Source organism: Micromonospora sp. MW-13 (genome assembly GCF_003434305.1).
Lineage (GTDB): Bacteria > Actinomycetota > Actinomycetes > Mycobacteriales > Micromonosporaceae > Micromonospora.
Window position 1 is genome coordinate 258,251 of the sequence record NZ_QKKX01000011.1, and the last position, 24,367, is coordinate 282,617.

The following is a 24,367-nucleotide window of genomic DNA, read 5'->3' on the forward strand; positions in this document are numbered from 1 at the left end:
GTAGTGGGCGATGACGGTGTCGGTCCAGTGGCCCAACACTCCCTACCCGGTCACTCCCGCCAGCCGGCCAGCTCGACTCCCTTGGCGAGTTCGACCCGGAAGCCCATGGTGATCTCGTCGCTCTCCCCCGGCCCGAGCCGCAGCCGCCAGGTCAGCTCGCCCAGCTCGGTACGCTCGGCCGGCGGCGGGGCGAGGCTGGGTTCCCGTACCACCACCGCCTCGTCGCGGGACACCGGAAGCTGGTCGCGTACCTCCACGGTCGCCGGCCGGGGCGTGTGGTTGGCCACGCTGATCCGGTACTCCACGTCCCGCCGCCGGGTCGAGCCGAGCGCGGCCCGGGTGTCGGCGCGCCGGCTGAGTTTCCGTTCCACCCGTACCCGGTCGTCCACCCCGAGCGCCAGTTCGGTCTCCTCACCGGGGGCCCACGTCGGCAGCCGGGTGGCCGCGACGAAGTCGGCACCGTGGAAGACCGCCGCCGGGCCGGGGAGCAGGGTGTGTGCCGAGGTGTTGCGGACCGTCGCGCGCAGGTGCGCCTCGGCCGCGCGGACCGGCACGGTCACATGGTCCAGCCGGGCCGGCAGGTCCAGCACGGCGATGGTGGCCCGGTACGCGCTGCCGTCCGCCGGGACCGCGACCGGGCGGGCCGGCCGGTAGGTGGCCGCGGTGACCCCCTGCTCGACGACGGCCACGCTCTCCCGCATTCTGGGGCGCGGCGGGGCGGACCGGGCCACCGCGTCGCCCGCGCCGGCCGGTGCCGCCCCGGGCGCCGGGGGTGCCGGCACCGCGCCGAAACTCGCCGCCGGCATGGCCGGCCGCGGTGCCGGCCGGATCCGGTCGAGATACCAGGGCGACAGTTCGGGTACGCCCGCCGCGGCCGCCGGTCGGGCGGTCGAGAGCTGGAGCACGCACTCCGGCCAGTCCTCGCCGGTGTCCTGGCTGACCAGGCCGAACCAGGTGACGGTCATGGTGTCGTCGACCAGCCGCAGGTCGTAGGAGGGCTGCCAGCGGGCCCCGTCGACCAGGTAGGTCAGCTCCAGGTCCAGTTCGGCGTCGTCGACGTCCACCGACACGGTCACCTCGGCGGCCAGCCGGTCCGGTTCCCGCTTGCCGTTCGCGGCGCCCAGCTCCCGCTCGACAGCCGCCAGTTCCTCGGTCAGATCGGTGCGCTGCCGGGCCAACCCGCGCCGGCGGCCGTGGGAGTCGGCAAGCTGGCCGGCCACCGAGTCGGCGAAGGTGGCCACGTCGGCCGGGCCGGCGTCACCGGAGGCCAGCGCTCGGGCGTACGTGCCGCCGGCCCGCTCGGCCAGCCGGGCGAGGAACTGCCCCCGCTGTGCCTCGATCTCGTACGTGTCGTCGACCCCGGCCAGCTCGTCGGCCAGCTCCCGGCCCCGCCGCTCCAGTTCGCGGACCTGTCCGTCGGTGCTGCGGGCCTGCCGCCACGTCGTCACCTCCACACCGAGCACGGTGGCCGCGCCCCCGCCGCCGACCCGCAGCGAGTCCCGCCGCAGGCCCAGCGGCAACGGTGCGATACGTACCCGGTGCTCACCGGCGGCCAACCGGGTACTGCCCCGACGGGTGACCCGGGCACGGTCCGGATAGACGGTGACACCGACGACGGGTGCTTCGATCTCCACTGCGTTCACGGCGGCGAGGATAGTCGGACCGTGCTCGTTGCCCCGGCGACCCCGAACGGTGGCACGAGGGACCGGCCTCTGGTGTCACCCGCCCCAGCACGCACCGGGTCGCAGGCCCGGTCCCGCGCCGGTGGGCAGCCGACCGGCGGTGACGAGCCGCCGGAGCACCTGCTGGTGCGGGACGGCATGCCGCACCCTGCCCCGGACACCGGTGGTGGTCACGGCCGTGAACATCGAGTTGAGCAGGGCTTCCTCGACCGAGTCCATGACGGCGGCGAAGATCGGATCGAGCATCCGGTCGGGTAGCGGCTGCTGCGGTCGCGGTGTCGTGGTGAAGGCGATCGCGTAGTCGCCGCTGCCGTTGCTGTACGCCGCGCCCACCCGGGACATGGCGAACACGGCCCGGCGGGCGAGCCGGCCGAGCTGGCGGGCGTCCACCGGCGCGTCGGTAGCCACGATGATCATGCACGAGTTGCCGGGCGGCTCCCCCCGGTCGCACCGCGGCAGCAGCTCGGCGGCGGGCATCGAGACTCCCAGCACGGTGAGGACGCCACTGAAGTTCGACTGGACGAGAGCCCCGACGGTACAGGAGGAGCCCTCGACGCCGACCCGCCGCGACGAGGTGCCGATGCCGGCCTTGAAACCCAGCGCCGCCGTGCCGGTGCCCGCACCGACGCATCCCTCCGCCGGCAGACCGGCCGAGGCGTGCCGGACGGCGTCGAGCACGTGCTCCTCGGTCACCGGGCGACGGCGGATGTCGGACAGGTGGGCATCGTTGGTCTCCCCCACCAGCGGGTTGAACGACACCCCGGCCGGATCCCGGTCCATCAGATAGGTGAGCAGGGCGTCCGCGGCGCGGAAGACCGACAGGGTCGCGGTCAGCACGATCGGTGACTCCAGGACGCCGAGTTCGGCCACCTGCGTCGAGCCGACGAGCTTGCCGTACCCGTTGCCGACGTACACGGCGGCCGGAAGCACCCGGCACCCGACGCCGAGCTGACGAGGTACGACGGCGGTGACGCCGGTATGCAGGTCGGCACCGTCATCGATGGTGGTGTGACCGACCAGGACATCGGCCACGTCGGTGATGGCGTTGAGCGGTCCGGTCGGCAACGTACCGACGGCGATGCCGAGTTCCCGGGTCCGGCGTGGTTTCTGGTCCACCGCACTCCTGTCGTCGTGGTCAGCCCGCACCGGCACCTCACCCCGTCGGCCCGGGAGATCGCCCGGGAGTGCCCACCATTCCAGTTCGGCGGGCACTTTCCTGTCCACCGACCGACACGACGTCCGTCCTTGCGGAATGACCGAGGGCAATACCGCAATGGCAATCAGCAATATAGACGTGGAACCCGCACGGTGCCGATACTTGCCAGGTAGTGATCGGGCTACACCCGGTGACGCGGGAGATCGCGGCCGTCGTCGCGGGTGAGCACCATGACGGAGCGGGTGCCAGCATCCGCTTCTGGGAAGGGGCAGCTGTGGACTACGCGGAGATCGTGCATCTGGTGAACACCGACCCGGTGGCACAGACGCTGTTGGAGTCGCCGGTCGCGATGCGGCTCGGGTATGTGGGACTGGACGGCCACCCGCGCACCGTACCCGTCGCCTACCTGTGGAACGGCAAGGCGTTCGTCTTCGCCAGTCCGACGACCGCCTACAAGGTCAGGGCGATCGCGGCGCACCCGCAGGTGTCCTTCAGCGTCGACACGTACTCGGCCGAGGTGCGCAGGAAGGTGGCGGCGAAGCTGGGGGCGGATCCGGTCGCCGACTACACGCCGGTTGTCATGCTGGTGCGCGGCACCGCGTCGATCGAGCTTCGGCCGGGGGTCCCGGACGAGCACGTCCAGGCGTCCTGGCGGATGTTCGCGGACAAGAGCCTGGCGCCGGGGTGGGAGAGCCAGAAGCGTGCCCACACGACGGACATGGTGGTGGTCACGATCGTCCCGACCCACATCACGCTCTGCGACTTCGTGACGCGCTTCCCGCCGCCGGTCGAGATCAACGCCCCCGCCCACAACCCCGCCCACGGGAGCGGCAGCTCGGCGGTTCCGGTCAACTGACCGGGTTCTGAGCCCAACAGCTTCAGCCCGGTGGCGCGAAGGCTGACGCGGTGGCGCCGGGCTGGCTACCCGAGTGCAGCGGACGACCGACAGCGAGGCGAGCGGACCTGCGGCGCGGCCCTACCGCTGGCCGGTGACGAGGAACTGCATCTGGTGCTCGTGGTTCGGGGCCACCCCGAAGCGCCGGTCCAGCTCGAAGATCGACGCCAGGGGGGTGACCGTGACCTGCGCCAGACCCGCACCTTCCAGGACCGCCACGGTCTGGTCGATGGACTGCGCGGTGGCCAGGGGCAGCACGGCCTGCACCTGGTGGTCGTAGTGGTCGGCGAAGTTCTCGGCGGCGTTGTCGAGGCCGTTGGGGAACCAGGTGCTGTCCACGACGGCGACCGTGCCGCCCGGACGCAGCAGGCGGACCCAGTTCGCCACGGCGATCTCGGGTTCGCGCAGGGTCCACATCAGGTACCGGCTGGTGACCGCGTCGAAGCTGCCGGCCGGAAAGTCGGGGTGAACGGCGTCGCCGTGCTGGATGACCGGACCGTTCGCCATGGCCGCAGCGTGTTGCCGGGCCCGCTCCAGCATCCCCTCGGCGAGGTCGATGCCGGTGACGCGGTGGCCGAGGCCGGCCAGGAGCACCGCGGCCTGCCCGGTGCCGGTGCCGACGTCGAGCACGTCCAGCGGGCCCGCCGACAGCGCCTGCGCCCAGACTGCGGACCAGGCCTGCTGGTCGGCGGCGAAACGGTCGGGACGCTGGACGTACTCGTCGTAGCTCGGCGCGCGGCCGGTCCAGTACGCGTTGATGCGGTGCTGCACCGTCATGCGGCGGTCCTCTCGTCGGTGGTCTGGTCGATCGGTTGGAACAGCAGGTGGATGGCGCCGTCGAGATCCAGGCGTCGGATCCCGATGCCGTAGACGGGCATGAGGACCGTCGGGTCCAGCACCTCGCCGGTGGGGCCGGCGGCGACGACCCCGCCCCGCCCCAGCAGCACCAGGTCATCGCAGTAGCGGGCGGCGAGGTTGAGGTCGTGCAGCACGACGATGGAGCAGGTGCCCAGGTCGCGTACGAGCTGGAGGATCTCGTGCTGGTATCGGATGTCCAGGTGGTTGGTGGGCTCGTCGAGCAACAGGTGGGTGGCCTGCTGGGCAAGGGCGCGGGCGATCAGTACCCGCTGGCGTTCCCCGCCGGAGAGGTGGGCGAAGGGCCGCGCGCCCAGGTGGGCGGCGCCGACCCGGGTCAGGCACCGGGCTGCGATCTCGTGGTCGGCCCGCCCCGCGCGCTGGAAGGTCGACAGGTGCGGTCCCCGGCCCAGCAGCACCAGCTCCGCCACGGACAGGGCGGTCTCCCCGCCGCTCTCCTGCACCACCACGGCCAGCCGCCGCGCGGCATCCCGCGCCGGCAGGGCGGACAGTTCGTCGCCGTCCACGACGACCTGTCCGGTGCCGCCGCGCAGGGCGCCGTAGAGCAGCCGCAGCAGGGTGGTCTTGCCGCTGCCGTTCGGGCCGATCAACCCGAGGACCCGGCCCGGCCGTGCGGTGACGTCGACCCCGTCGATCACGAGGTTCGCCCCGTAGCGCCAGGTGACCCCGGTCGCCTGGATCACGCGCCGGCCTTGAAGCGTCGCACGATCCGCTCAAGGCCGTCGATCGACAGCGGGGTCGGCGGCTCGGTGAAGTTGAACAGCTGGGTCATGACGTCGCCGTTGCGGACGGCGTCGAGGTTCTCCGCCCCGGGGAGGCCGGTCAGCCCCTGCTCGACGGCCTTGGGGTCGCCGTCGCCGTGGAGCAGGATCAGCACGTCGGGGTTGCGGCCGAGCAGTTCCTCCACGGTGACCTCGAAGACCCGTTCCTTGACGTCGCCGAAGACGTTGCGGAAGCCGGCAGCCTCCAACTGGGGGTGCGCCATGCTGGCCGCCCCGTAGGCGTACGTGACGCCGCCACCGACCGTCGGATACAGCACCGCCGCCGTGCGCCCGGACGCCGGATCCGCCTGGGCCTGGATCTTGGTCATCCGCTCCCGCAGAGCGGTGACCGCGGTGGCGGCCTCGGCTTCGCGGCCGAACACTCTGCCGTAGGTCCGCAGTTGGGAGTAGATGTCGTCGAAGTTCGGCACGGCCGCGCTGGCCGGGCACATCGCGGGCTCCTCCAGCAGGGGGATGTTCACTGCCGAGAGGGTGTCGCGGGACAGGTTGTCCACCTCGCCGAGCACCAGGTCCGGCTGTTGGCTGATCACCACCTCCTTGGAGATCTGCAGGTGGCCGCTGGTGTCAGTCCGGTCGGTCAGCAGCGGGATCCGATCCAGTTCGGTGCGGGTCGCCGCGTCGTAGTACTCCTTCGGGTACTGCCCGGCCCGGGCGGTGACCCGATCCATCAGCCCCAGGGCGTGCAGGTACGGCACGGCCGCGCTCTTGAGCAGGACGACCCGCTGCGGCGCGGCGTCGAAGGTCACGTCCACGCCGCAGTTGGTGACGGTGAACGGGTAGCCCTCGTCCGCGGCCGTCGGCGCGTCACCGGCGCCGCCGCAGGCGGCGACGAGCAGCACGGTGGCGGACGCGGCGGCGGCGACGGCCAGGCGGATCGCCTTCATGTTTCTCCTCGACGGGTCGGGCGCTCAGGCGCCGGTGGCGTGCAGACGACGGATCAGGATCACCAGGAACGGCGCGCCGAGCAGGGAGGTGATGATGCCGATCGGGATTTCCTGCGGGGCCAGCAGGATCCGGGCGAGCACGTCGGCCCAGACCAGGAGGATGGCCCCGAGCAGCGCGGCAACCGGCACCACCCGCACGTGCGGGGCCCCGACGATGCGTCGGGCCAGGTGGGGGACGACGAGCCCGACGAAGCCGATGCTGCCGGCTGCGGAGACCAGCACGCCGACGCTCAGCGAGACCACCACGAGCAGCCGCATCCGAAACCGGTCGGGCGACACTCCCAGGGTCTGTGCGGTCTCGTCGCCGATCGCCAGCACGTCGAGTCGCCGCCCGGCGACGGTCAGGTAGAGGATCGCGCCGCCCAGCACGACCGCGGCCACCACGAGCAGGGCGTTCCAGCGGGCCAGTCCGAGGGACCCGAGGAGCCAGAACATCACCGAGCGGGAGCCCTCGGCGGATCCGGAGGCGAAGATCAGGAAGCTGGTGGTGGCGTACAGGGCGTACCCGACCGCGACGCCGGCCAGGAGCAGCCGGATCGAGGTCACCCGGCCGCCGCTACGCGCGATCAGGAAGACCAGCAGCGACGCCGCGAGCGCGCCGAGGAAGGCACTGGCGGACAGGGCGTACTGCCCGAAGCCGGCGCCGGCCCCGAACAGGATCGCGGCGGCGGCGCCGCTGGAGGCCCCGGAGTTGATGCCCAGCAGGTACGGGTCGGCCAGCACGTTACGCACCATGGCCTGCAACGCCACCCCGCACACCGCCAGTCCGGCACCGACGAGCATGCCGAGCAGCACCCGGGGCAGCCGGACCTGCCAGACGATGGCCTCCTGCGGCAGGGTCCAGGTCGCCTCGCCGGGCACCCCGACGAGCTGATGACCGATGATCCGGGCCACGGTCGTCGGGGCGATCCCGATCGCGCCGGACCCCACCGCGACCACCCCGGTCAGGACCAGCCCGACCGTCAGCGCGAGCAGCCAGAGCCCGGTCCGGCGTCGCTGAGCCGCGACGCCGAGCAGGTCCTGCTGGCCCTTCAGCAGGGCGGTCGCCATCGCCACTCCCCCAGATGCCTCATCCTGGCTCTTGCAAAGACTTGGCAAAAGCTACCACCAAGATCAAAGGAGGCGGAAGACGAGTGAGTCGTTGTTCACCCGCGCCACGCCCGGTCGACTCCCGGCGGAAAGAGGCGCCAAGGCAAGATCGGCCGCGGGTCCCACGAGCAGGACACCGGGGCGGAAGAGGGGTACCGAGCCCGGTGACGCCCACACCCGGAACTGGCGCCGGTCATGGCGGTGCGGCGGGACGCTGAACCTACGTCACGACCCGGCTGCACTGCCCGCCGCCGAGGACAGCGACGACGACGACCAGCCGGATCCGCAGAATCTGCGGCAGATCATGTGCGTTCCCGGGCGGCGGGCCCGGCCTGGGTGGACTGCGCGACGGGCTGCCTGTCGTGCCGCTGGTCGAGGGCCTGACCTTCGGTGGGTCGAACGGCGGCGAGCAGCGCGTCGAGCGGCCGAGGCAGGGCATCCCGGCCGACTGCCGCCGCGACGAGCAGCCGCGCGTAGCGCAGCTTGCGGCGCGAGCCGCTGCCCAGGAACCGCCGCATCTGCGCTTCGGGCTCCCGGCCGCGCCAGGCGGGCTGGCTCTGGAACGAGCGGAACGACCCGAGGTCGCCCTGCGAGTCGAAGAGTGCTTCGACCCCAGCGGTGCCCACGGCGCGGATCAGCTCGTCCTCCAGATCGTCGGCGCAGACGTAGAACCCGAGGTGCTCCATGTCGGTGCGCGTGCGGGGCGCGCCGACCTGGGTCGCGACCAGTCCGCGCCGGAATATCTCCTCCTCGTGCAGGTCGCACAGACCGGCAAGTCGCACCCCGGTGCCCAGCGGGCCCAGCCTCGTCAGGAAACGGCCGATCGCGTGCGCCCCGCCGATCGGCACGATCACGACCCGCTCCGCATCGAGATCCCGGCCGCGACCCACCGCGGCCGTCTCCAGCGCGATCTGGTCACTGATGCCCTCGACCAGCACCACCGCCTCAGCGTTGTCGACCTTCGCCAGGCCGCGGGCCGTCGCCAGGGTCGGGGCGGCAGGGCCGCTCACGTACCCGTCGAGCGCCCTGCGGGCAAGCTCACGACGATTGGTGACATCCATGGTGGTTTCCCGATCCGGTCGTGATGGCAGGGACCGCTGGCACATTCACCCAGCGCCTGAGGGCTGTCCCCGCAGCCGGGCACGGGCCCGTACGCAGCGATCACAGGCAGCGGACGGCCGCAATCATCGGCGCGCGCAAGGCGGCCGACAAGCGATTAACGGCCCGCGCCCACGGGCCACGGATCCGGTGCCAACCGGGTCGAGTGGCCGGCCACGCGCCAGGCGGGCCGGCCCCGGTTTCCCCGGTGCGCCGGGTACGCGAGCGGACTCCCGTACCCGGCGCTCGATCGGTCAGAGCGGTCGGACCCGGATGTCCCGCACGTCCATCACGTCGTTGGTGCCGTGGTTCTGCAACCCGATGAACCCGCTGGTGAACTGGCGCAGGTCGGTCGAGGGGTCACCGGCCCGGGACGACTTCTTGCCCGGCACGTTGTCGAACACGTTCAGCGTGACCCCGTTCCGGATGATCGTGTAGCGCTGCCCGACCACCCGGATCTCGTAGTCGTTCCACTGGCCCTTCGGGGTCGCCCCAGACTGGTCCAGCGTCAACGGCTGGAAGTTGTACACCGAACCGGTCTTCTGCGTCTCGCCGGTCTCCCCGTCGTAGAGCTGGATCTCGTGGCCGCAGTAGATCGCCACCCAGGCCTGGGAGGTGCGGGCCGAGCCCGTGGTGGCGCAACTGTCCGGCGGGCGTTGGTCCAGCGGGGTCCGGGGGTCCGGGAACCGGACGAAGACGCCGCTGTTGGCCCGTACCGTGCCGGGCGAGGAGTCCCGGAACTTCAGTTTGATCGAGTAGTCGGCGAACTCCTGGCCGGCGTACCAGAGCATGCCCAGTCCCCCGACGCTGCGGATGGTGCCGTCGGGGTTCAGCGCGAACGACCCGCCGGGCGCCTGCCGCCAGTCCGCGAGCGAGTACGCCGTCCCGTCGAAGATGGGTTGGTAGCCGGGGGTACGTCCGATCGGGGACGCGGCCCCGGCGGCCCGCAGCGCGGTGGCCTCCTCGTTGTTGATCACGCGGGTCTTGATCAGGTGGTCGATCACCTCGTCCAGGTGGCTGAGGAACGACCCCTGGTTGGGCCAGCTCCGCTCGTCGTCGACGAGGTCGTTGACGGTGCAGTTGCCGTTGGCCTTCCGGTTGGTCAGGCCGGTGTCGGTGTCGAGCAGCCAGACCGTGCTGCGGCTGTCCGGCGCGACGCAGCCGGTGCTGACGCCGACGGTGCTGGTGGCGGTCGTACCGTCGGCGTAGGTGACCTTCACCGTGGCCTGGTACGAGCCGTGCGTGCGGTAGGTGTGTGTCGGGTGCGGCTGGGTGGAGCTCTTCGTGCCGTCACCGAAGTCCCACTCCCAGGCGATGCCGCCGACCCGGGCGCTGGAGAAGGAGACCGTCCGGTAGTTGTCGGTGCCGGTCACCTGCACGGCGGCGCGGCTCGGACCCGGGGTGGGCTCCCCGCCCTGGTAGGTGATCCGGATCAGCTTCTGGTTGCCGTGCAGGCTGAAGAAGCCGCCGGCGTAGTCGAGCATGTAGAGCGCGCCGTCCGGGCCGAACTTGGCGTCCATCCAGGACTGGAGCTGGGTGCCCCCGCTGCCGCCCGGGATGATCGCCCGCAGGTCCTCGGCGAAGGCCGGGGCGCCCTGCTCGGGCACCTTGCCCGGGTCGACGGTGACCGCGATCCGGTTGTTGGAGTTCGACTGGTCACCGATGAACCACTTGTTGTTCCAGTACGCCGGCCAGGCCACGCCGCTGTCGGTGTCGACCTTGGACCGGTGGTAGGTCGGACCGTCCATCACGGCCTGCCCGCCACCACGCAGGTACGGCCGGGTGAAGGTCTCCTCCCCGAGCACGTACGAGGGCAGTCCGCTGCCGTCGGTCCGGGTCGGGTAGACCGGGCCACCGCCCTGCGGCGAGTACCAGATCATGTTGTCCCGGGCCGGCGGGATGTTCACCAGACCCGTGTTGCGCGGCGAGGTGTTCTTCAGGTTGTCGCAGTCGTACCAGCCGGTCAGCACGCTCGCGTCGGTGCTGCTCCGGTCACGGTAGGGCTGCTTGTCACCCATGCAGTACGGCCAGCCCTGGTTCCCGGCCGAGGTGATGATGGTGGCCGTCTCGTACTTCGCCGGGCCCAGTTCCGGGCTCGGCGCGGCGGCGTCCGGTCCGACCCAGGCGGCGGTCAGCCAGTTGTTGACCGGGTCCCAGTTGAGCCGGGCGATGTTCCGTACGCCCATCACGTAGATCTCCGGGCGGGTCTTGCCGCCGCCCTCCTCCTGGCCGGTGAAGAGGTTCCCCTCCGGGACGGTGTAGGTGCCGTCGTCCTTCGGACGGATCCGCAGGATCTTGCCGTTGAGGTCGTTCGTGTTGCCCGAGGTGCGGCGGGCGTCCTGGAAGGAGGTGCCGGCGTACTCCTGGGTCCAGTTGTTGCCGGAGTAGCCGTCGGAGCCCTGGGAGGAGTTGCTGTCGCCGCTGCCGATGTAGAGGTTGCCCTCGTTGTCGAAGGTCATCCCGCCGCCCGCGTGGCAGCAGCTGTGGATCTGGGTGTCCCAGCTCAGCAGGTCCTTGCGGGTGTTCTGGTCGATCGAGTCGGCCTGCTTGTCGTAGGTGAACCGGGAGACGGTCCGCTTGCCGATCCGCTTCTCCCGGTCGATCGAGGAGTGCGGCATCCAGTACGCGTACACCCAGCCGTTGTCGGCGAAGTCCGGGTCGAGGGTGAGGCCGAGCAGGCCCTCCTCGTTCTTCACGAGTTCGCTGCCGCTGCCCCGGTTGCCCATCACCTCAAGGGTGGTGAGCAGTTTGACCCGCTTGGTCGTCGGGTCCCAGCGGTGGATCGTGCCGCAGCCCAGACCGACCTTCGGGTTGTTCCAGTCGGCGATCGGGCCGGACGGGCAGGCCGCCTTGCCGACGTAGAAGACCGAGCCGTCCCCGGCGACGGTCAGGCCGTGCGGCTCGCCGATCTGGTCGAGCTGCCCGGACTGGTTTGCGGTGGTGAGCCGCTCGACCCGGTAGTTGGCCGCGATGGTCGCCTGACAGTCGGCGCGGACCGTGCCGGCGGTCCACTGGATCGCGCCGAGCAGGTGGTTGCGGAACTGGGTGTCCTTCGTCCAGCTCTCCTCGGTGCGGCCCATGCCGGTGTAGAAGGACCGGCCGCCGTCGTAGTCGCGGCACCAGGAGATCGGGTGGAACGGACCGTTGCCGGCGAGTCCGGCGTCGTAGCTGGTCTCGTCCACCTGCGCGACGGTGTGCACCCGGCCCACCGGGCTCGGGTCCCAGTTGATCCACTGGTCGGAGCGGGTCCAGGTGAGCGGCATGCCCTTGTTGGCCGGGTGCTGGCGGTCCGTGAGGGCCACCTTCGCCGCCTGCGCCTTCGTCTCCGGGGCCGGGGCGGCGTCGGCGCCGATCAGCCAGAGTTCGGCCAGTTGGGTGAGCGGATCACCGTTGTTGGCGGTGATGTTCAGCCGGTAGTGCAGGTACGCCTGGGTGTTGTCGACCGTGTACTGCTTGGTCTGGAAGCGCTGCGGGAAGCTCTGCCCGGTACGCCGGTCCAGGTCGGTCCAGGTCTGCCCGTCGGCGGAGCCCTGCAGGGTCCAGTCCTTCGGGTCCCGGCCCGCGGAGTCGTCGGCCGAGGAGAGGGCGTACCGGTTGACCACGGTCGGCTCGGCGAGCTTGCCGGCCAGCCATCCGGTAGGCGTCCGGGTCAGCCACTTCGTTCTGGTCGTGCCGTCGAAGGCGTGCCGCTCGGTCTCGTTCGGCGGGTTACTGCCGTTGGCGGTCGCCGCCACCACCTTCTCGGCGGCGGGCAGGCTGGGCGCCGGCCGGGTGCCGATCAGGCCGGTGAACCACTCCGAGCCCGGCTGGGCGTACGCGGCGTCGTGGACGCCGACGAAGCCGCCGCCGCCCTTGACGTACGCCTGGAACGCCGCCTCCTGGTTGTCGTCGAGCGTCACCCCGTTGGCGGAGAGGAAGACGACGCTGCGGTACTTGGCCAGGTTGTCCGCGGTGAAGACACCCGGGTCGTCGGACGAGTGGACGTAGAAGCCGTGGTCGCTGCCGAGCTTGCGGATGATGTTGGTGGCCCGGTTGACCGGGTCCTCCTGGTTGGCCGCCGGTCCGTGGAAGACCAGCACGTTGACCGCCTGGCCGCCCCAGGTCGGGGCTGCCGCGTTGGCGGGCTCGGTCGCGGCCGGTGCCACGGTGAGCAGGCCGGCGGTGAGCACGGCGGCGGAGGTCACGGCGAGCGCGCGTCGGGCGGACAAGGCCAGTGGGCTTGGTCGGAAATGGCGTTTTTGGGCCATTTCTGCTCCTTCTGTGGGGGTGGGGGTGGCGGGACGGTCAGGAGCCGGCGGGCTGGTGCCCGGCGTGCGCGGGTGCCCCGGCGGCGGTGGATCCGCCGGCCGGCGGTGCCGAGGTCGCGCCGGAGCCGGCGGCCGGGCCGTTGACCTGCGCCGGGCCGTGCGCGGTGTGTGGCGGCATCTGCCCCGACTCGTCGAGGATGTGCAGCGTGGTCGCCATGCCCAGGTCGGAGTGGAACTGCATGTGGCAGTGCAGCATCCAGTGCCCCGGACCCACCGCGTCACCGGCCACGATCTGGAAACCGAAGGAGTCACCCGGTCCCAGGGTCTTGTTGTCGATGACCGGGATCGAGTCGATCAACGCCTTGTTGTCCCCGGCCACCAGGCCGGTCCGGGTGTCCGCCCAGGCGTGGCCGTGCAGGTGGAAGGTGTGCATGTCGTTGCCGATGCCGACCACGATGAACTCCACCCGCTCGCCGACCTTCGCGACCAGGCAGGTCGGCCCGGGCTGCGGGTTCACCGCGTCGCAGGTGTCGGCCTCCGCGCCGCGCCGCAGGTTGATCGACTGCCGGTCGCCGAAGACGCTCACGTAGGTGCGGTCCGGCCGGGGGTCGCCCTGGCGGCGTACCACGAGACCACCGAAGAGCCCAGAGCTGAGGCCCTGGGTACCGTGAGCGCCGCCGACCACGTGGTCGTGGTACCACCAGTAGCCGGCGGTGCCCGGCGACCCGGTCTTGCTGTTGCGCGGCTTGGCGTACCAGGTGTACTTGCGGGACTGGCCCGAGGCCACGTACGAGCCGCTGTGCACCGTACCGTCGGAGGTCTGGGTGTACTTGACGCCGTGCACGTGCAACGAGACGCCGAGCGGATGGTTCGGGTCGGTCCGCAACTGCGCCAGGGTCGCCTCCGGCACCTGGTTGTGCAGGGTGATCTCCAGGCACTCGCCCTCGATCATCTCCATCGTCGGCCCCGGGTACGACGCGGTCTGCGGGGTCAGCCCGTAGCCGAGCCGGATCTGGTTGGTCGACGGGTCCTTGGGCAGCTCCACCGCGTACATCTGGAGGCTGCGGTCCGGTGCCACGCACCCCTCCGGCTTATCGGCGAAGAACCCGGACTGGACCGCGAGGGCCGTACCCGCGCTGCCCAGGGTGATCGTCGCCACGGCCAGCGCCAGCAGGGTCCGCAGGCCGCTTGTTCGGGGCGGTCTCTTGGGTTCGGGTCGGATCTCGATCACGTCGTTCTGCTCCACGGCTGTTCCAATCGGGTCGGTCAGCCGTGGCCGGCGGCCCTGCCGGCCACGGCTGACGAGGTGGTGGGAACGGGTGTCACGGGCGGTGGACGCCCGTCGGGATCACGGCGTCAGCGGGGCGACCCGGATGTTGCGGAAGCTGACGATGTCGGCGGCGCCGTGCACCTGCAGGCCGATGTAGCCGTGCGTGTTCTGCCGGCCGGCCCCACCGGGGTCGTCCGACCTGGGCGGGGTGAAGACCGCGCCGGGGTCGTTGACGTACTCGTTGATCAGCAGGCCGTTGCGGAAGATCGAGTAGTGCTGCCCGACCACCCGGATCTCGTAGTCGTTCCAGGTGCCCTTCGGGGTGACCCCGGCGGCGTCCAGGTCGACCTGGTCGAAGCCGTAGACCGAACCGGTCTTGTACTGGTCACCGTCGGCGCGGTCGAGAATCTGGATCTCGTGGCCGTACTTGATCGCCACCCACTCCGGCCGGGACTCCTGCGGGTGCTGGTGCACCCCGGGGAACCGGACGAAGACGCCGCTGTTGGCCCGACCGTCGCCGGGCGCGTCGTCGCGCCACTGCAGCTTCAACGAGAAGTCACCGTAGGTGCGGATCGGGAACCAGAGCATGCCCAGGCCGTTGACCGGCTTGCTGGTGATCGAACCGTCGGAGTTGCGGCTGAAGCCGCCCGCCCCGACGTGCTCCCACTGGTCGAACGAGGCACCCGAGCGGCTGAGCAGCGACCGGTAGCCGGTCTGCTCGTCGGACTTGCCGACGTTCGAGGAGGAGGCCGCGTCCACCAGGACCTGGCGCTCGTCCCGGTTGATCACCCCGAGGTGCATCAGGTGCTGGGTGGTCGCCCGGACGTGGGTCATGAACTCGGCGTGGTTGAGCCAGATCCGCTCGCTCTGGATCAGGTTGTTGATCGTGCAGCCGGTCCCCACCGCCCGGTTGGGCAGCCCGCTGTTCACCGTGCCGAGCCAGACCGTGGCACGGGTGTCCAGCACCGGGCAGTCCGGGTCGGTGCCGCCCATGACCACCGTGAAGGTGACCGACCCCGCAGTCGAGGTGTTGCCGGCGTTGTCGGTGGCCCGGTAGCTGACGGTGTGCTGGCCCGGCCGGTTGACCGCGAAGGCTCCGGAGTAGGCGGTGAACGGCTGGCTGTCGAGCGAGTACTCGATGGTGGCCACGCCGGACTCGGTGTCGGTGGCGGTGATCGTGACGGTGGCCGCCCCGACGTACGCGCCGTCACCGTCCCGCTCGCCGCTGAGGGCCGCCGTCACGGTCGGCGCCGTGGTGTCCGGGTCCGGAGGGGCCACCACGGTGAAGTCCACCGACCGCGTCCCCGAGGTGTTCCCGGCGACGTCGGTGGCCCGGTAGTCGACCCTGTGCTCACCCGGCGCGTTGACGGTCAACGGTCCCGAGTAGGTGGCGTACGACGCACCGTCGAGGGAGTACTCGACCGACTTCACACCGGACTGGGCGTCGGCCGCGGTGAGGGTGACGGTGGCCGCGCCGACGAAGGCGCCGGTGTTGTCCTGCTGCCCGGCGACCGAGGCGCTCACCGTCGGCGGGGTGGTGTCCTCGCCCCCGCCGCCGGTGACGACCAGCAGGCCGTTCATCATGCCGTGCCCGGGAATCGCGCAGAAGTAGCGGTACGTGCCCGGGGTGAGCACCACGTCCACCGACCACCGGCCGCCGTTGGCGTCCAACGGGTCGGCCAGGATGTTGACGGCGACGTCCTGGTTGTACCTCGGGTCCCCGGTCTCGAACGTGAGCGTGTGCTGCATGCCGCTGGTGTTGCCGGTCGCGGCGCTGTTCTCGAAGACCAGCGTCGCCGGCCCGGCCACGGCGGTGGCGGGCACGGACCGGTAGGCGGTGACGTCGTTGCCCGCCGTCCAGGTCAGGATCTGCTCCTGCTGTTGGCTGTTGCCGTTCTCCTGGGCGCCCACCGGCATGGCGTTCAGCGCGGAAACGAGCAGCAGGGTGACGGCCAGGGTGAGTGCGGCGAGCGGTCGCCGGTACCGGCCGGCGGGTTCTGTCGGAGGACGGGGGCGGCGACTCGATGTGCCGCGCCAGAGCGAGCGGAATGGCATGTCCCGCATACCTTTCATCAAGGTCCTTGTCAGACTTGTCGGGCAGGCCGATGGCTGGTTTCACCGGGGATGCCGGGTGGTGGTGGGGGTGATGGGCGCGCGGCAGCCTCACCTGCCCAGGTCCGTCACCGGATGGCTGGATAGCCACCCGGCATCGGTAGCTGGGCAGGCTTGCCCGGGGTGAAGCCGACGGGATGTGCGGCGAACTGGCTGAACCCGACGGGGGCTCAGGCGGGTGGTGTACGGCAGGCGGGGTGGGTGGGTCTCCGGGCTGGGCTTCGCCGCGCTGGTCAGGCGGACAGGGGTGGCAGGTCCAGGGACGTGGCGCGCGCCGTCGCGCCGGGTCGGATGTGACTACGTCTCTCCGCGGAGGTACCACTCCGGCGGAGCAACCGTGGCCGGGGGCGTGAGGCTCGCCCACCTGCCAGGTCCCGCGAGATAACCGCGCCGCCGGTTACCTCTTCGAAACATCTCGTGGCATGACCCTAACGGACTTACCATCGAAGTGTCCACATCTTTCGGCAGCAGAGCCGGGACTTTTATCGATGTGAACGAAAGTGGCCGCGGCGTCCACTTCGAACCCTCGGCGCGAGAGGCCGCCGCACCGGCCCCACCGGGGCGTTCGTCCCGCTCCGGCCGCCTGCTGCGGGCACGGTATCGACCTGGAACGACGAGTTCGGACCGCGGGACACGGCGACCGGCCCGGGCCAGGTACGCCGGCCGGAGCGACCGGGATGACCGAAGACGGACAGGGGGCCGGTCTGCGACAGCCGAAGCCGCCGTCACCGCGACGGTACGGACAGCGCCGGGCGCATCGCCCCGACCGGCGATAACGAGCGCTTCCCGAACCGCCGGGAAAACACCGAGCAAATCGATGAAACGCTGCTCGGGTTGCTTTCGGAATTCGATGGTGCTGGGCCAGTCGTTCTGCCGTCCGGTTGATCCGCCCCGGAAACGGCCCACTCGATTTCGCCGTCGGGCGCCGGTGGCGGTGCCACGCAGCCGGGAATTCTCGTCCATGAACGGGCGATCGGATAGGCAGACCCGAGCCGGTCGCCTGGGCGTCGCGCCGGTACCCCGGTGATGCCTCGCCCGCTGGGCGGAGGGTGCGGTCACCAGCCGGCGACCTGCACCGCGGGTATGATCAGGTTGTGCCTGGCTGCCGAGCTTGTCCAGTCGACGGGCCGGTCGACTGGCCGCCGCAGGCAACCGACATGCGGCGCGCGCTCTCTTCCAAGGCGCGACGTTCATGGGTCATGGTGTTGAAGGGGGTTGTGCGGTGAACGGCGTGGACGTCAGGCAAGTGGTGGTGGGTTACGACGGTTCTCCGGCCGCGAGCGCCGCAATTGAAGCCGGCGCGCTGCTGTTTCCCGGTGCGCGTGCGTGGATCGCGCATTTGTGGACGCCTCCGTTCGCCAGTGAGGAGTTGCGGCGGCGGCTGTGGACGGGTAATCGCAACATCAACGTGTTCGTGGAGGCGGTGGAGAGGGAAGGCGGCCGTGAGGCCGATCGCTTGGTGTCGATGGGAGTGATGCTGGCCCGGGCCGCGGGTTGGGATGCCGAGCCGCTGGTCCGGCGCAGCTACGGCGGGGAAGGGCTGCAGCTCGCCGAGCTGGCCGACGAGAAGCAGGCCGATGTGCTGCTGGTCGGCTCTCGGGGGTTGGGCGGCGCCAGGGCGGTGCTCGGCAGCGTGTCGGACATGGCCGTGCACTACAGCCCGCGTCCTGTGCTGGTGGTACCACATCCGCTGTTGACCGACGAGCATGCGGCGCTTGCCGGGGGGCCGGTCCTGGTCGGCTGGGACTCCTCGGCCGGAGCCGAGGCCGCGCTCACCACCGCCCAGCGGCTCCTCCCTGAACGTGATCTCGTTCTGGTCGCTGTCGACAGCGACGGCGGCGGCACCGAGGAGGCGCCAGCGGTGGCGGCGGCCGGTGAGCCGTCCACGACCACGGTGCGCGTGCGGGCCGGGCTCGGCACGCCCGGGCGGGCGGTGGCCGACGCGCTGGCTGCGGTGGCGGTGGACCGCGAGGCCGGCCTGCTCGTGGTCGGCTCGCGCGGACGTTCCGCCGTGCGGAAGATCCTGCTCGGCAGCGTCGCCATGGCCACGCTGCACAGCGCTCACCGGCCCGTCATGGTGGTTCCGCAGACCCCTTCCATCGAGGCCGAGTAGGACGCGGCACGTCCGCCACCGGCCCGTCACGACAGGCCGGTGGCGGCCATCCTCAGACGGCGTCGGTGAGCGCGCGTCAGCGCTTTGACGGCTTCGCCGGCGATCAGGATGGTGGAGCCGACAGCGGCGCAGGTCAGCCACTGCCCTGCGCTGAGGTCGGCCGTGGTGAAGAGTCGGTTCAGCGCGTCGAACTCCACGACCAGGATGAGTAGGGCCAGGACCAGGCCCGTGGCGACGAAGGCGGACCGGTTGCGCAGCGTTTCCCGTGCGAACACGCTGCGGGTGAAACTACGGACGTTGAGCAGGTTGAACACCTGGAAGAAGACGAACGTCACGAACGCCATGGTGCCGGCGACGGTGGCCTGCGCCGGGGCCGGCGCAGGCCCTGGCGCCCAGTGCAGCACCGCGACCGTACCTGCGGCCATCACCGCCGCGGCCAGCACGATCCGACCCATTCGCTGTCGGGTGAGGATGTGTTCCCCGGCGGGCCGGGGCGGCCTGTTCATCGCGTCCGGGCTGACCGGGTCGACGCCCAACGACATGGCGGGAGGACCGTCCATGACGAGGTTGACGAACAGGATTTGGAGAGCGGTGAAGGGTGCCCCGCCAGCGATGCCGGTCACTGACGCGACGAGGAAGGTGATCACGAACGCGAACGCGGTGGACACCTGGAAGCGGGTGAAGTTGACGATGTTGTCGTAGATGCCCCGCCCGCCACGGACGGCGCGGACGATCGTCGCGAAGTTGTCGTCGGTGAGGATCATGGTGGAGGCTTCCTTGGCCACCTCCGTGCCGGTGACGCCCATCGCCACGCCGATGTCGGCGGCTCGTAGCGCGGGGGCGTCGTTGACTCCGTCGCCGGTCATCGCGACCACGCTGCCGGTGCCCTGTAGTGCCTGCACGATCCGAATCTTGTGGGTCGGGGACACGCGGGCGACGACGCCGACGTCGGCCAGGTACTCGGCGAGGTCGCCGTCATCGATGCGGTCCAGGTCACTGCCGGTGATGGCTCTCCCCTGGATGCCCAGGTCCTCGGCGATGGCCGCCGCGGTGACGGCGTGGTCGCCGGTGATCATCCGGACCCGGACGCCGGCGTCGCGGCAGGCGGCGATCGCCTGGCGGGCCTCCGGACGTGGCGGGTCGACGATACCCACCAGCGCCAGCAGCACGACGCGATCGAGCAGTTTCCGCGGGTCCGCTCCCACGTCGAACTGCGCCGCCGGGAAGTCCTGCACGCCGACCGCGAGTACCCGCAGTCCCCGCCGGGCCAGGTCCGAGTTGGTCTCGTTGTACCGGGCTCGCGCGGCGTCGTCGAAGGCGACGACGTTCTCGCCTTCGAGGTGCCGGTCGGCGCGTTCGGCGAGCACGTCCGGCGCACCCTTGATGAAGGCCCGGACGACCTCTGTTCCGTTCTCGCCGATCCAGGGGTGGAAGGTGACCATGTACTTGTACTCGGGGTCGAACGGCACCTCGGCCAGTCGGGGACGCCGCGTGCGCAGGCTCGCGACATCGACGCCGCCCTTCTCCGCGAGCACCACCAGGGCGCCCTCCGTGGGGTCACCCACCAACTCCTCGTCCCGTAGCACGGCGTCACTGCACAACGCCATCGCGGTGAGCGCGTCCTCCAGCTTGCCCGGCAGGGCCGCTCCATCGGTGGTGCGGATCCGCCCGTCGGTGCGGTATCCCTCACCGGAGATGGTGAACCGCCGCCCGGCCAGTGCCAGCTCCCGCGCCGTCATCTCGTTCAACGTCAACGTGCCGGTCTTGTCGGTGCAGATCTGCGACGTGCTGCCCAGCGTCTCCACCGATGCCAACCGCTTGACGATCGCTCCGCGTCGGGCCAGGCGGCCGGCTCCCATCGCCAGGGTGAACGCCACGACCGCCGGCAGGCCCTCGGGGATGGTCGCCACCGCGAGCGAGACCGCGGTGACGAAAAGCTCGTGGAACTGCTGGCCCCGCGCCAGACCGAGGCCGAACACGACCGCGATGACGATGCCGGCGGTCACCGCCAGCGTTCGGCCGAGGGCGTTGATCTGCCGTTGCAGCGGGGTCAGGCCGGACCGGGCCTCGTGCAGCAGCCCGGCGATCCGGCCGATCTCCGTGCCCATACCGGTGGCGGTGACGACCGCCTCGCCGCGGCCACGCGTCGCCATCGTGTTCATGAACAGCATCGTGAGGCGATCACCCAACGCGGCGTCGGCCCGTACGTCGGCACCTGCCCTCTTCGTCACCGGTTGCGCTTCACCGGTCAGGGACGACTCCTGCACCTCCAGCGAACTCGCCTCCAGCAGTCGGGCGTCGGCCGGCACCCGGTCGCCCGCCTCGACCACGATCACGTCACCCGGCACCAGGTCTTCGGCGTTGATCCGAAGCAGTCGATCGTCCCGACGCACGGTCGCCGCTGCCACGATCAACCGCCGGAGGGCATCCAGCGACGCCTCCGCCCGGGACTCCTGCACAAATCCGATCGTCGCGTTGAGCAACACCACGATGGCGATCGCGACCGGTGTCTCCCACTCCCTGCTGACGAGCAGGCTCACCACGGCCGCCACCAGCAGGATCACGATGAGCAGGTCCTGGAACTGCCGGAGGAACGCCCGCCACCGCGGCTCCCGAGGCACCTCGGCGAGGCGGTTGGGCCCGTACCGGCTCCGCCGTCGCTCGGCCTCCGACGAGCTCAAGCCGCACGACCGCTGCACGACGAGCGCGGTGGCGACGTCATCCGCCGGGACGGCGTGCCAGGCGACCGGATCACCCGAGCCGATCTTCGTCATAGGGCCATCCTTACCACCGATCACCCGGCCATTCTCGCCGATCATCCCGTTGGTGGCCCTCGTTACAGGACGGGTCACGCCACACCCGCCCGGTGCGTCGTTCGCTCACCGCGGCGGAACTCTCCGTAGCGATCGGCATGGTCACCGCACTTGACGCCAGTCAATAGAATCGTCAGCGGTGAGCGACGGCGACATCACGGGGAGTCGGCAATGGAGCCGGTGGCGCGACGCGAGAACGAGCGGGCGGTAGCGCGGCCGGCCCCCGCCGGCGACGACGACCCGTCGCCGGCGGGTCCGGTCGACCAGGCCGGCGGGCGGTAGCCCCACGATGTCGGCGCCCCCGGACAGCGTGCTGGCGGCGCAGCCGCCGCCCGCGCACCAGAGGCTGTCGAACGCCGGCACCCTCCCACGCTTCGTCCTGCTGATCGTCCTCTTCGTGGGGATCGCCGCGGTCATCACGGCCAGCCTCGTCGAGGCGCACACCGACCCGAACGGCGCACGGGTCGGCTGTGGGCTCGCCGCCGGGGGCGACCCGGGCCTGAGCGACCTCGACGTGCGGTTCCGGATCGTCGACCAGCAGTCCGCGTTCGAGGACTGCGTGGACCGTTTCGTGCCGGCCCAGCCGTGGTGGTGGAAGCCGGCGGCGCTGCTGCTGGTGTCGGTCTGCGCGGCGGCACTGTACTGGGCGCTGCCGAGGTGGAAGGGGCGGCGGAGCCGGGTCGTGCCGGTCGAGCAGGTCGACGGCCACGCCGACCTGGTGAGCACCCTGGCCGAACTGGTCACCGTGGCCGGGCTGCGTCGCCCGCCCCGCTTCGTCATCGCTCCCGCCGTACCGACCAGCGGGGCGGTGGTCTTCGGCCGGCTGCGCCGCTACACCGTCTGCCTGGACGGTGGCCTGGTCGCCCGGCGGCACCGTGCGCCCGAGGGCTTCCGGGCGGTGGTGCTGCACGAACTGGCGCACCTGCGCAACCGAGACGTCGACATCACGTACGCGACCGTCGCGCTGTGGCGGATCCTGCTGTGGGTGGTCGTCCCCCTCGATCTGGCGTACATCGCGGCCGTGAGCCTGCCAAGCACCGCCGGCTCGTCCATGGCGACGCGGGAACAGTCCCGGGTGGCGCACCACGTGGCGATGCTGGCCGTCACGGTCGTCCTGGTCTACCTGGCGCGCGCGGACATCCTGCGCACCCGTGAGTTCCACGCCGACCTGACGGCTCGGCGTTGGGGCGCGGACGTACGGCTCTGGGAGACCGCCGCCGGCCGGGACGCGACGGGACGGGCCCCGTCCAACCGGATCGCCGCAGGGCGGCTGATGGCGTCCTGGGCGTCCCTCTGGCACACCCATCCGAGCTGGGAGCGACGGCTCAGGTCGTTGGCCGATCCGGGGACGGTGTTCGCGCCGCAGGCGCTGCCCTTCTTCCTGACCGGCGCGACGGCGGCGATCGCCGCCACCCGGATGCCGGCGCTGCTGTCCCTGCTGGGGATCGCCAGCCACTGGGAGAACTGGGTCGTGGCGGTGGTCGTCGCGGTCCTGGTCAGCACGATCACGGGGCTGCTGCTGTGGCCCGCCGTGACCCACGCGGCGCTCACCCACGGCCCGGCGCCGTCCGGGCTACGGGCCGGCTGCTGGCTGGGGGGTGGCCTGATCGTGGGCGAGCTGGCGGTGGGTCGCTCCGGCAGCGTCTGGGACCTGCTCCCCGAGCAGGCCGCCTTCCTGGTCCCGCCCGTGCTCGCGGGACTCGCGGCCGTCTGGTGGACGACGGAGTACGCCCAGGTCTCGGCCACCCGGCCGGCGGGCGTGCGACGGCGGTGGCCACTGCTGGTGGGGCTCGGTGTGAGCTGTCTCGTGCTGGCTCTGTGGTGGCACTGGTGGGAGGCCCAGGGCGCCATCCTCGCGGGCGGCTTTCTGTCGTTCAACGGCGATCTCGTCGGCGCACACGAGCAGAGCCTGACCGACGGCCAGGGGTACGAGGGACCCCTGCTGGCCCTGGCTCCCGGTCTGCCGGTGCTGCTGGCCCTGAGCAAGCGCCCGGAGCTGCTCTGGGCGTCCGGGGCACTCTGGGTCCTTCCGCTCCTGGCCTGGCTCCCCCGCTCGGCCGGCGCCACCCGGCCACGGCCGGTTCTGCCCGCCGCCGGCACCGGCGCGCTCTGCTCGGCGGTGGCGGTGGTGGCGGCGACCGCCGGTGTGCGGGCGTGGTCGCCGGTGGTCGCCGGTCGGGAACAGGCCCACCTCGTCAGCTACACGATGTGGCTCATGGTCGTCGTCATCGGTGTCATGTGGCTGGCGGCCGGGGTCACCGCCGCGCTGGCGGAGCGCTACCCGCTGGTCCAGGCCCTGGTCGTGGCGGGTGCCACCGGGCTGGCCGGACTGCTCACCCTGGCCGCGCTGGCCTCGGTGGACGGCTGCGTCCGTCCACTCACGATCCTGGCGTCGTCGTGCCAGCCCGATCCCCTGGGCGGCTGGTCGCTGGTGACCTTGCTGACTCCGACGACGCTGGGCCTGGGCGGGTTCCTCGCCGTCGCGGTCGCCGCCCTCGGCACGCTGGCAGGACGCTCGCTGCGCCGGATCCGCGCCCGTGCCGGGTCCACCCCACTGGCCGGGGACGACTCCCCCGTCCCGGCCCACCTCGGACGGCTGGCGCTGCGCCGGGCTGCCGTGGTGGTGCCGTGCCTGCTGATGACGGCGACGACCATCGCCGTGACCGTGGCCGACCTCCGGTCAGCCACCCGGACGCCCGCCGCCTCCGCCGCGCTGGATCCGGTGTTGGGTGCGCAGGCCACCTCACCCGGGGTGCGGACGGCGCAGGTGGAGGCCTGGCGGGCGCTCGGCGGGGACGAGCGGGGCGGCCAGGTCCTGACCGTCGTGCTGGGCCTGCTCCACCGGCTCGACCAGCTCGCCGCCGACGGGTCGGACCGGGTGCTCTCCGACTGGACACTGATCGACGCCGAGGTGCGGCCCCGCTGTGCCGCCATCTCCGAACGGGTCGCCGGCGCCCGCCGGTACTTCCGCCATCCCGACCCCCAGGGCCAGGCTGCCTGGAACGCCCTGCTGACCCGCGCGGAGCGGGCGGGCGGCGACTGCGACCTCGCCATCGGGCGCCGGGACCGGGACGGGTACCTCACGGCGATCCGACGGCTGGTGTCGCTCGGGCAGGACGTGCCCGGCATGGGGGAAGCGATCTTCCGCTGAGCGTGGTGGTGCACCAGGTACCGGTCCGCACACCGGGTCGGTCGGGACGCGGGCGCCCTCGGGGTTGACCGCCCACCGCCGCCGCCCCGCTCGCCGGTGGCCGAGGCGGGGGCCCGCACGGCCGGCGAACCGGGCGTGG

The 24,367-nt window shown here is 71.5% G+C and carries 14 protein-coding genes; 3 read left to right on the forward strand and 11 right to left on the reverse strand.

Going from position 1 to position 24,367, the window contains the following annotated elements; genetic code table 11:
• Positions 1–50: 50 nt before the first annotated feature.
• Together C5N14_RS08850 and C5N14_RS08855 are read right to left on the reverse strand one after the other, a co-directional pair.
• Complete coding sequence (locus C5N14_RS08850) at positions 51–1,634, reverse strand: mucoidy inhibitor MuiA family protein (protein ID WP_371685822.1); 1,584 nt, start codon at positions 1,632–1,634, stop codon at positions 51–53.
• 84 nt (positions 1,635–1,718) lie between these two features.
• Positions 1,719–2,798: a P1 family peptidase gene (locus C5N14_RS08855; RefSeq protein WP_117667366.1), complete on the reverse strand. Its 1,080-nt coding sequence runs from the start codon at positions 2,796–2,798 to the stop codon at positions 1,719–1,721.
• Positions 2,799–3,112: 314 nt separating this feature from the next.
• Between C5N14_RS08855 and C5N14_RS08860 the strand changes: the two genes are divergently transcribed.
• On the forward strand, positions 3,113–3,694 hold the full coding sequence (locus C5N14_RS08860; protein ID WP_117667746.1) for a pyridoxamine 5'-phosphate oxidase family protein: 582 nt from the start codon (positions 3,113–3,115) through the stop codon (positions 3,692–3,694).
• 120 nt (positions 3,695–3,814) lie between these two features.
• On the opposite strand, the gene C5N14_RS08865 is transcribed toward C5N14_RS08860, so the two are convergent.
• The 8 genes from C5N14_RS08865 to C5N14_RS08900 all read right to left on the reverse strand — a co-directional run bounded on the left by C5N14_RS08865 (position 3,815) and on the right by C5N14_RS08900 (position 16,094).
• Positions 3,815–4,510, reverse strand: coding sequence for a class I SAM-dependent methyltransferase (locus C5N14_RS08865; protein WP_117667368.1), 696 nt, complete (start codon positions 4,508–4,510; stop codon positions 3,815–3,817).
• A complete protein-coding gene (locus tag C5N14_RS08870; RefSeq protein ID WP_117667370.1) occupies positions 4,507–5,292 on the reverse strand; it encodes an ABC transporter ATP-binding protein in 786 nt (261 codons plus the stop codon). Before C5N14_RS08870 ends, C5N14_RS08865 begins: the two co-directional genes overlap by 4 nt.
• Positions 5,289–6,275: an ABC transporter substrate-binding protein gene (locus tag C5N14_RS08875; protein WP_117667372.1), complete on the reverse strand. Its 987-nt coding sequence runs from the start codon at positions 6,273–6,275 to the stop codon at positions 5,289–5,291. Before C5N14_RS08875 ends, C5N14_RS08870 begins: the two co-directional genes overlap by 4 nt.
• A gap of 24 nt (positions 6,276–6,299) precedes the next feature.
• Positions 6,300–7,385, reverse strand: coding sequence for an iron ABC transporter permease (locus C5N14_RS08880; RefSeq protein ID WP_117667748.1), 1,086 nt, complete (start codon positions 7,383–7,385; stop codon positions 6,300–6,302).
• Positions 7,386–7,726: 341 nt separating this feature from the next.
• The gene (locus C5N14_RS08885) at positions 7,727–8,485 is read right to left on the reverse strand and encodes a TOPRIM nucleotidyl transferase/hydrolase domain-containing protein (protein ID WP_243639334.1); all 759 of its coding nucleotides are present in this window, start codon (positions 8,483–8,485) and stop codon (positions 7,727–7,729) included.
• Between the two features lie 291 nt (positions 8,486–8,776).
• The gene (locus tag C5N14_RS08890; protein ID WP_243639336.1) at positions 8,777–12,730 is read right to left on the reverse strand and encodes a ThuA domain-containing protein; all 3,954 of its coding nucleotides are present in this window, start codon (positions 12,728–12,730) and stop codon (positions 8,777–8,779) included.
• 76 nt (positions 12,731–12,806) lie between these two features.
• Positions 12,807–14,015: a multicopper oxidase domain-containing protein gene (locus C5N14_RS08895; RefSeq protein ID WP_117667376.1), complete on the reverse strand. Its 1,209-nt coding sequence runs from the start codon at positions 14,013–14,015 to the stop codon at positions 12,807–12,809.
• Between the two features lie 102 nt (positions 14,016–14,117).
• Positions 14,118–16,094: an OmpL47-type beta-barrel domain-containing protein gene (locus C5N14_RS08900; RefSeq protein ID WP_117667752.1), complete on the reverse strand. Its 1,977-nt coding sequence runs from the start codon at positions 16,092–16,094 to the stop codon at positions 14,118–14,120.
• Between the two features lie 1,279 nt (positions 16,095–17,373).
• On the opposite strand from C5N14_RS08900, the gene C5N14_RS08905 reads away from it, so the two are divergent.
• Positions 17,374–18,264, forward strand: a complete 891-nt coding sequence (locus tag C5N14_RS08905) for a universal stress protein (RefSeq protein WP_207892662.1) — start codon at positions 17,374–17,376, stop codon at positions 18,262–18,264.
• A gap of 26 nt (positions 18,265–18,290) precedes the next feature.
• Here C5N14_RS08905 and C5N14_RS08910 read toward each other — a convergent pair whose 3' ends face one another.
• Positions 18,291–21,038: a cation-translocating P-type ATPase gene (locus C5N14_RS08910; protein ID WP_117667380.1), complete on the reverse strand. Its 2,748-nt coding sequence runs from the start codon at positions 21,036–21,038 to the stop codon at positions 18,291–18,293.
• Between the two features lie 328 nt (positions 21,039–21,366).
• On the opposite strand from C5N14_RS08910, the gene C5N14_RS08915 reads away from it, so the two are divergent.
• Positions 21,367–24,228 carry a M48 family metalloprotease gene (locus C5N14_RS08915; protein ID WP_117667382.1) on the forward strand — a complete coding sequence of 954 codons (2,862 nt, stop codon included), beginning with the start codon at positions 21,367–21,369 and terminating at the stop codon, positions 24,226–24,228.
• Positions 24,229–24,367 lie beyond the last annotated feature (139 nt).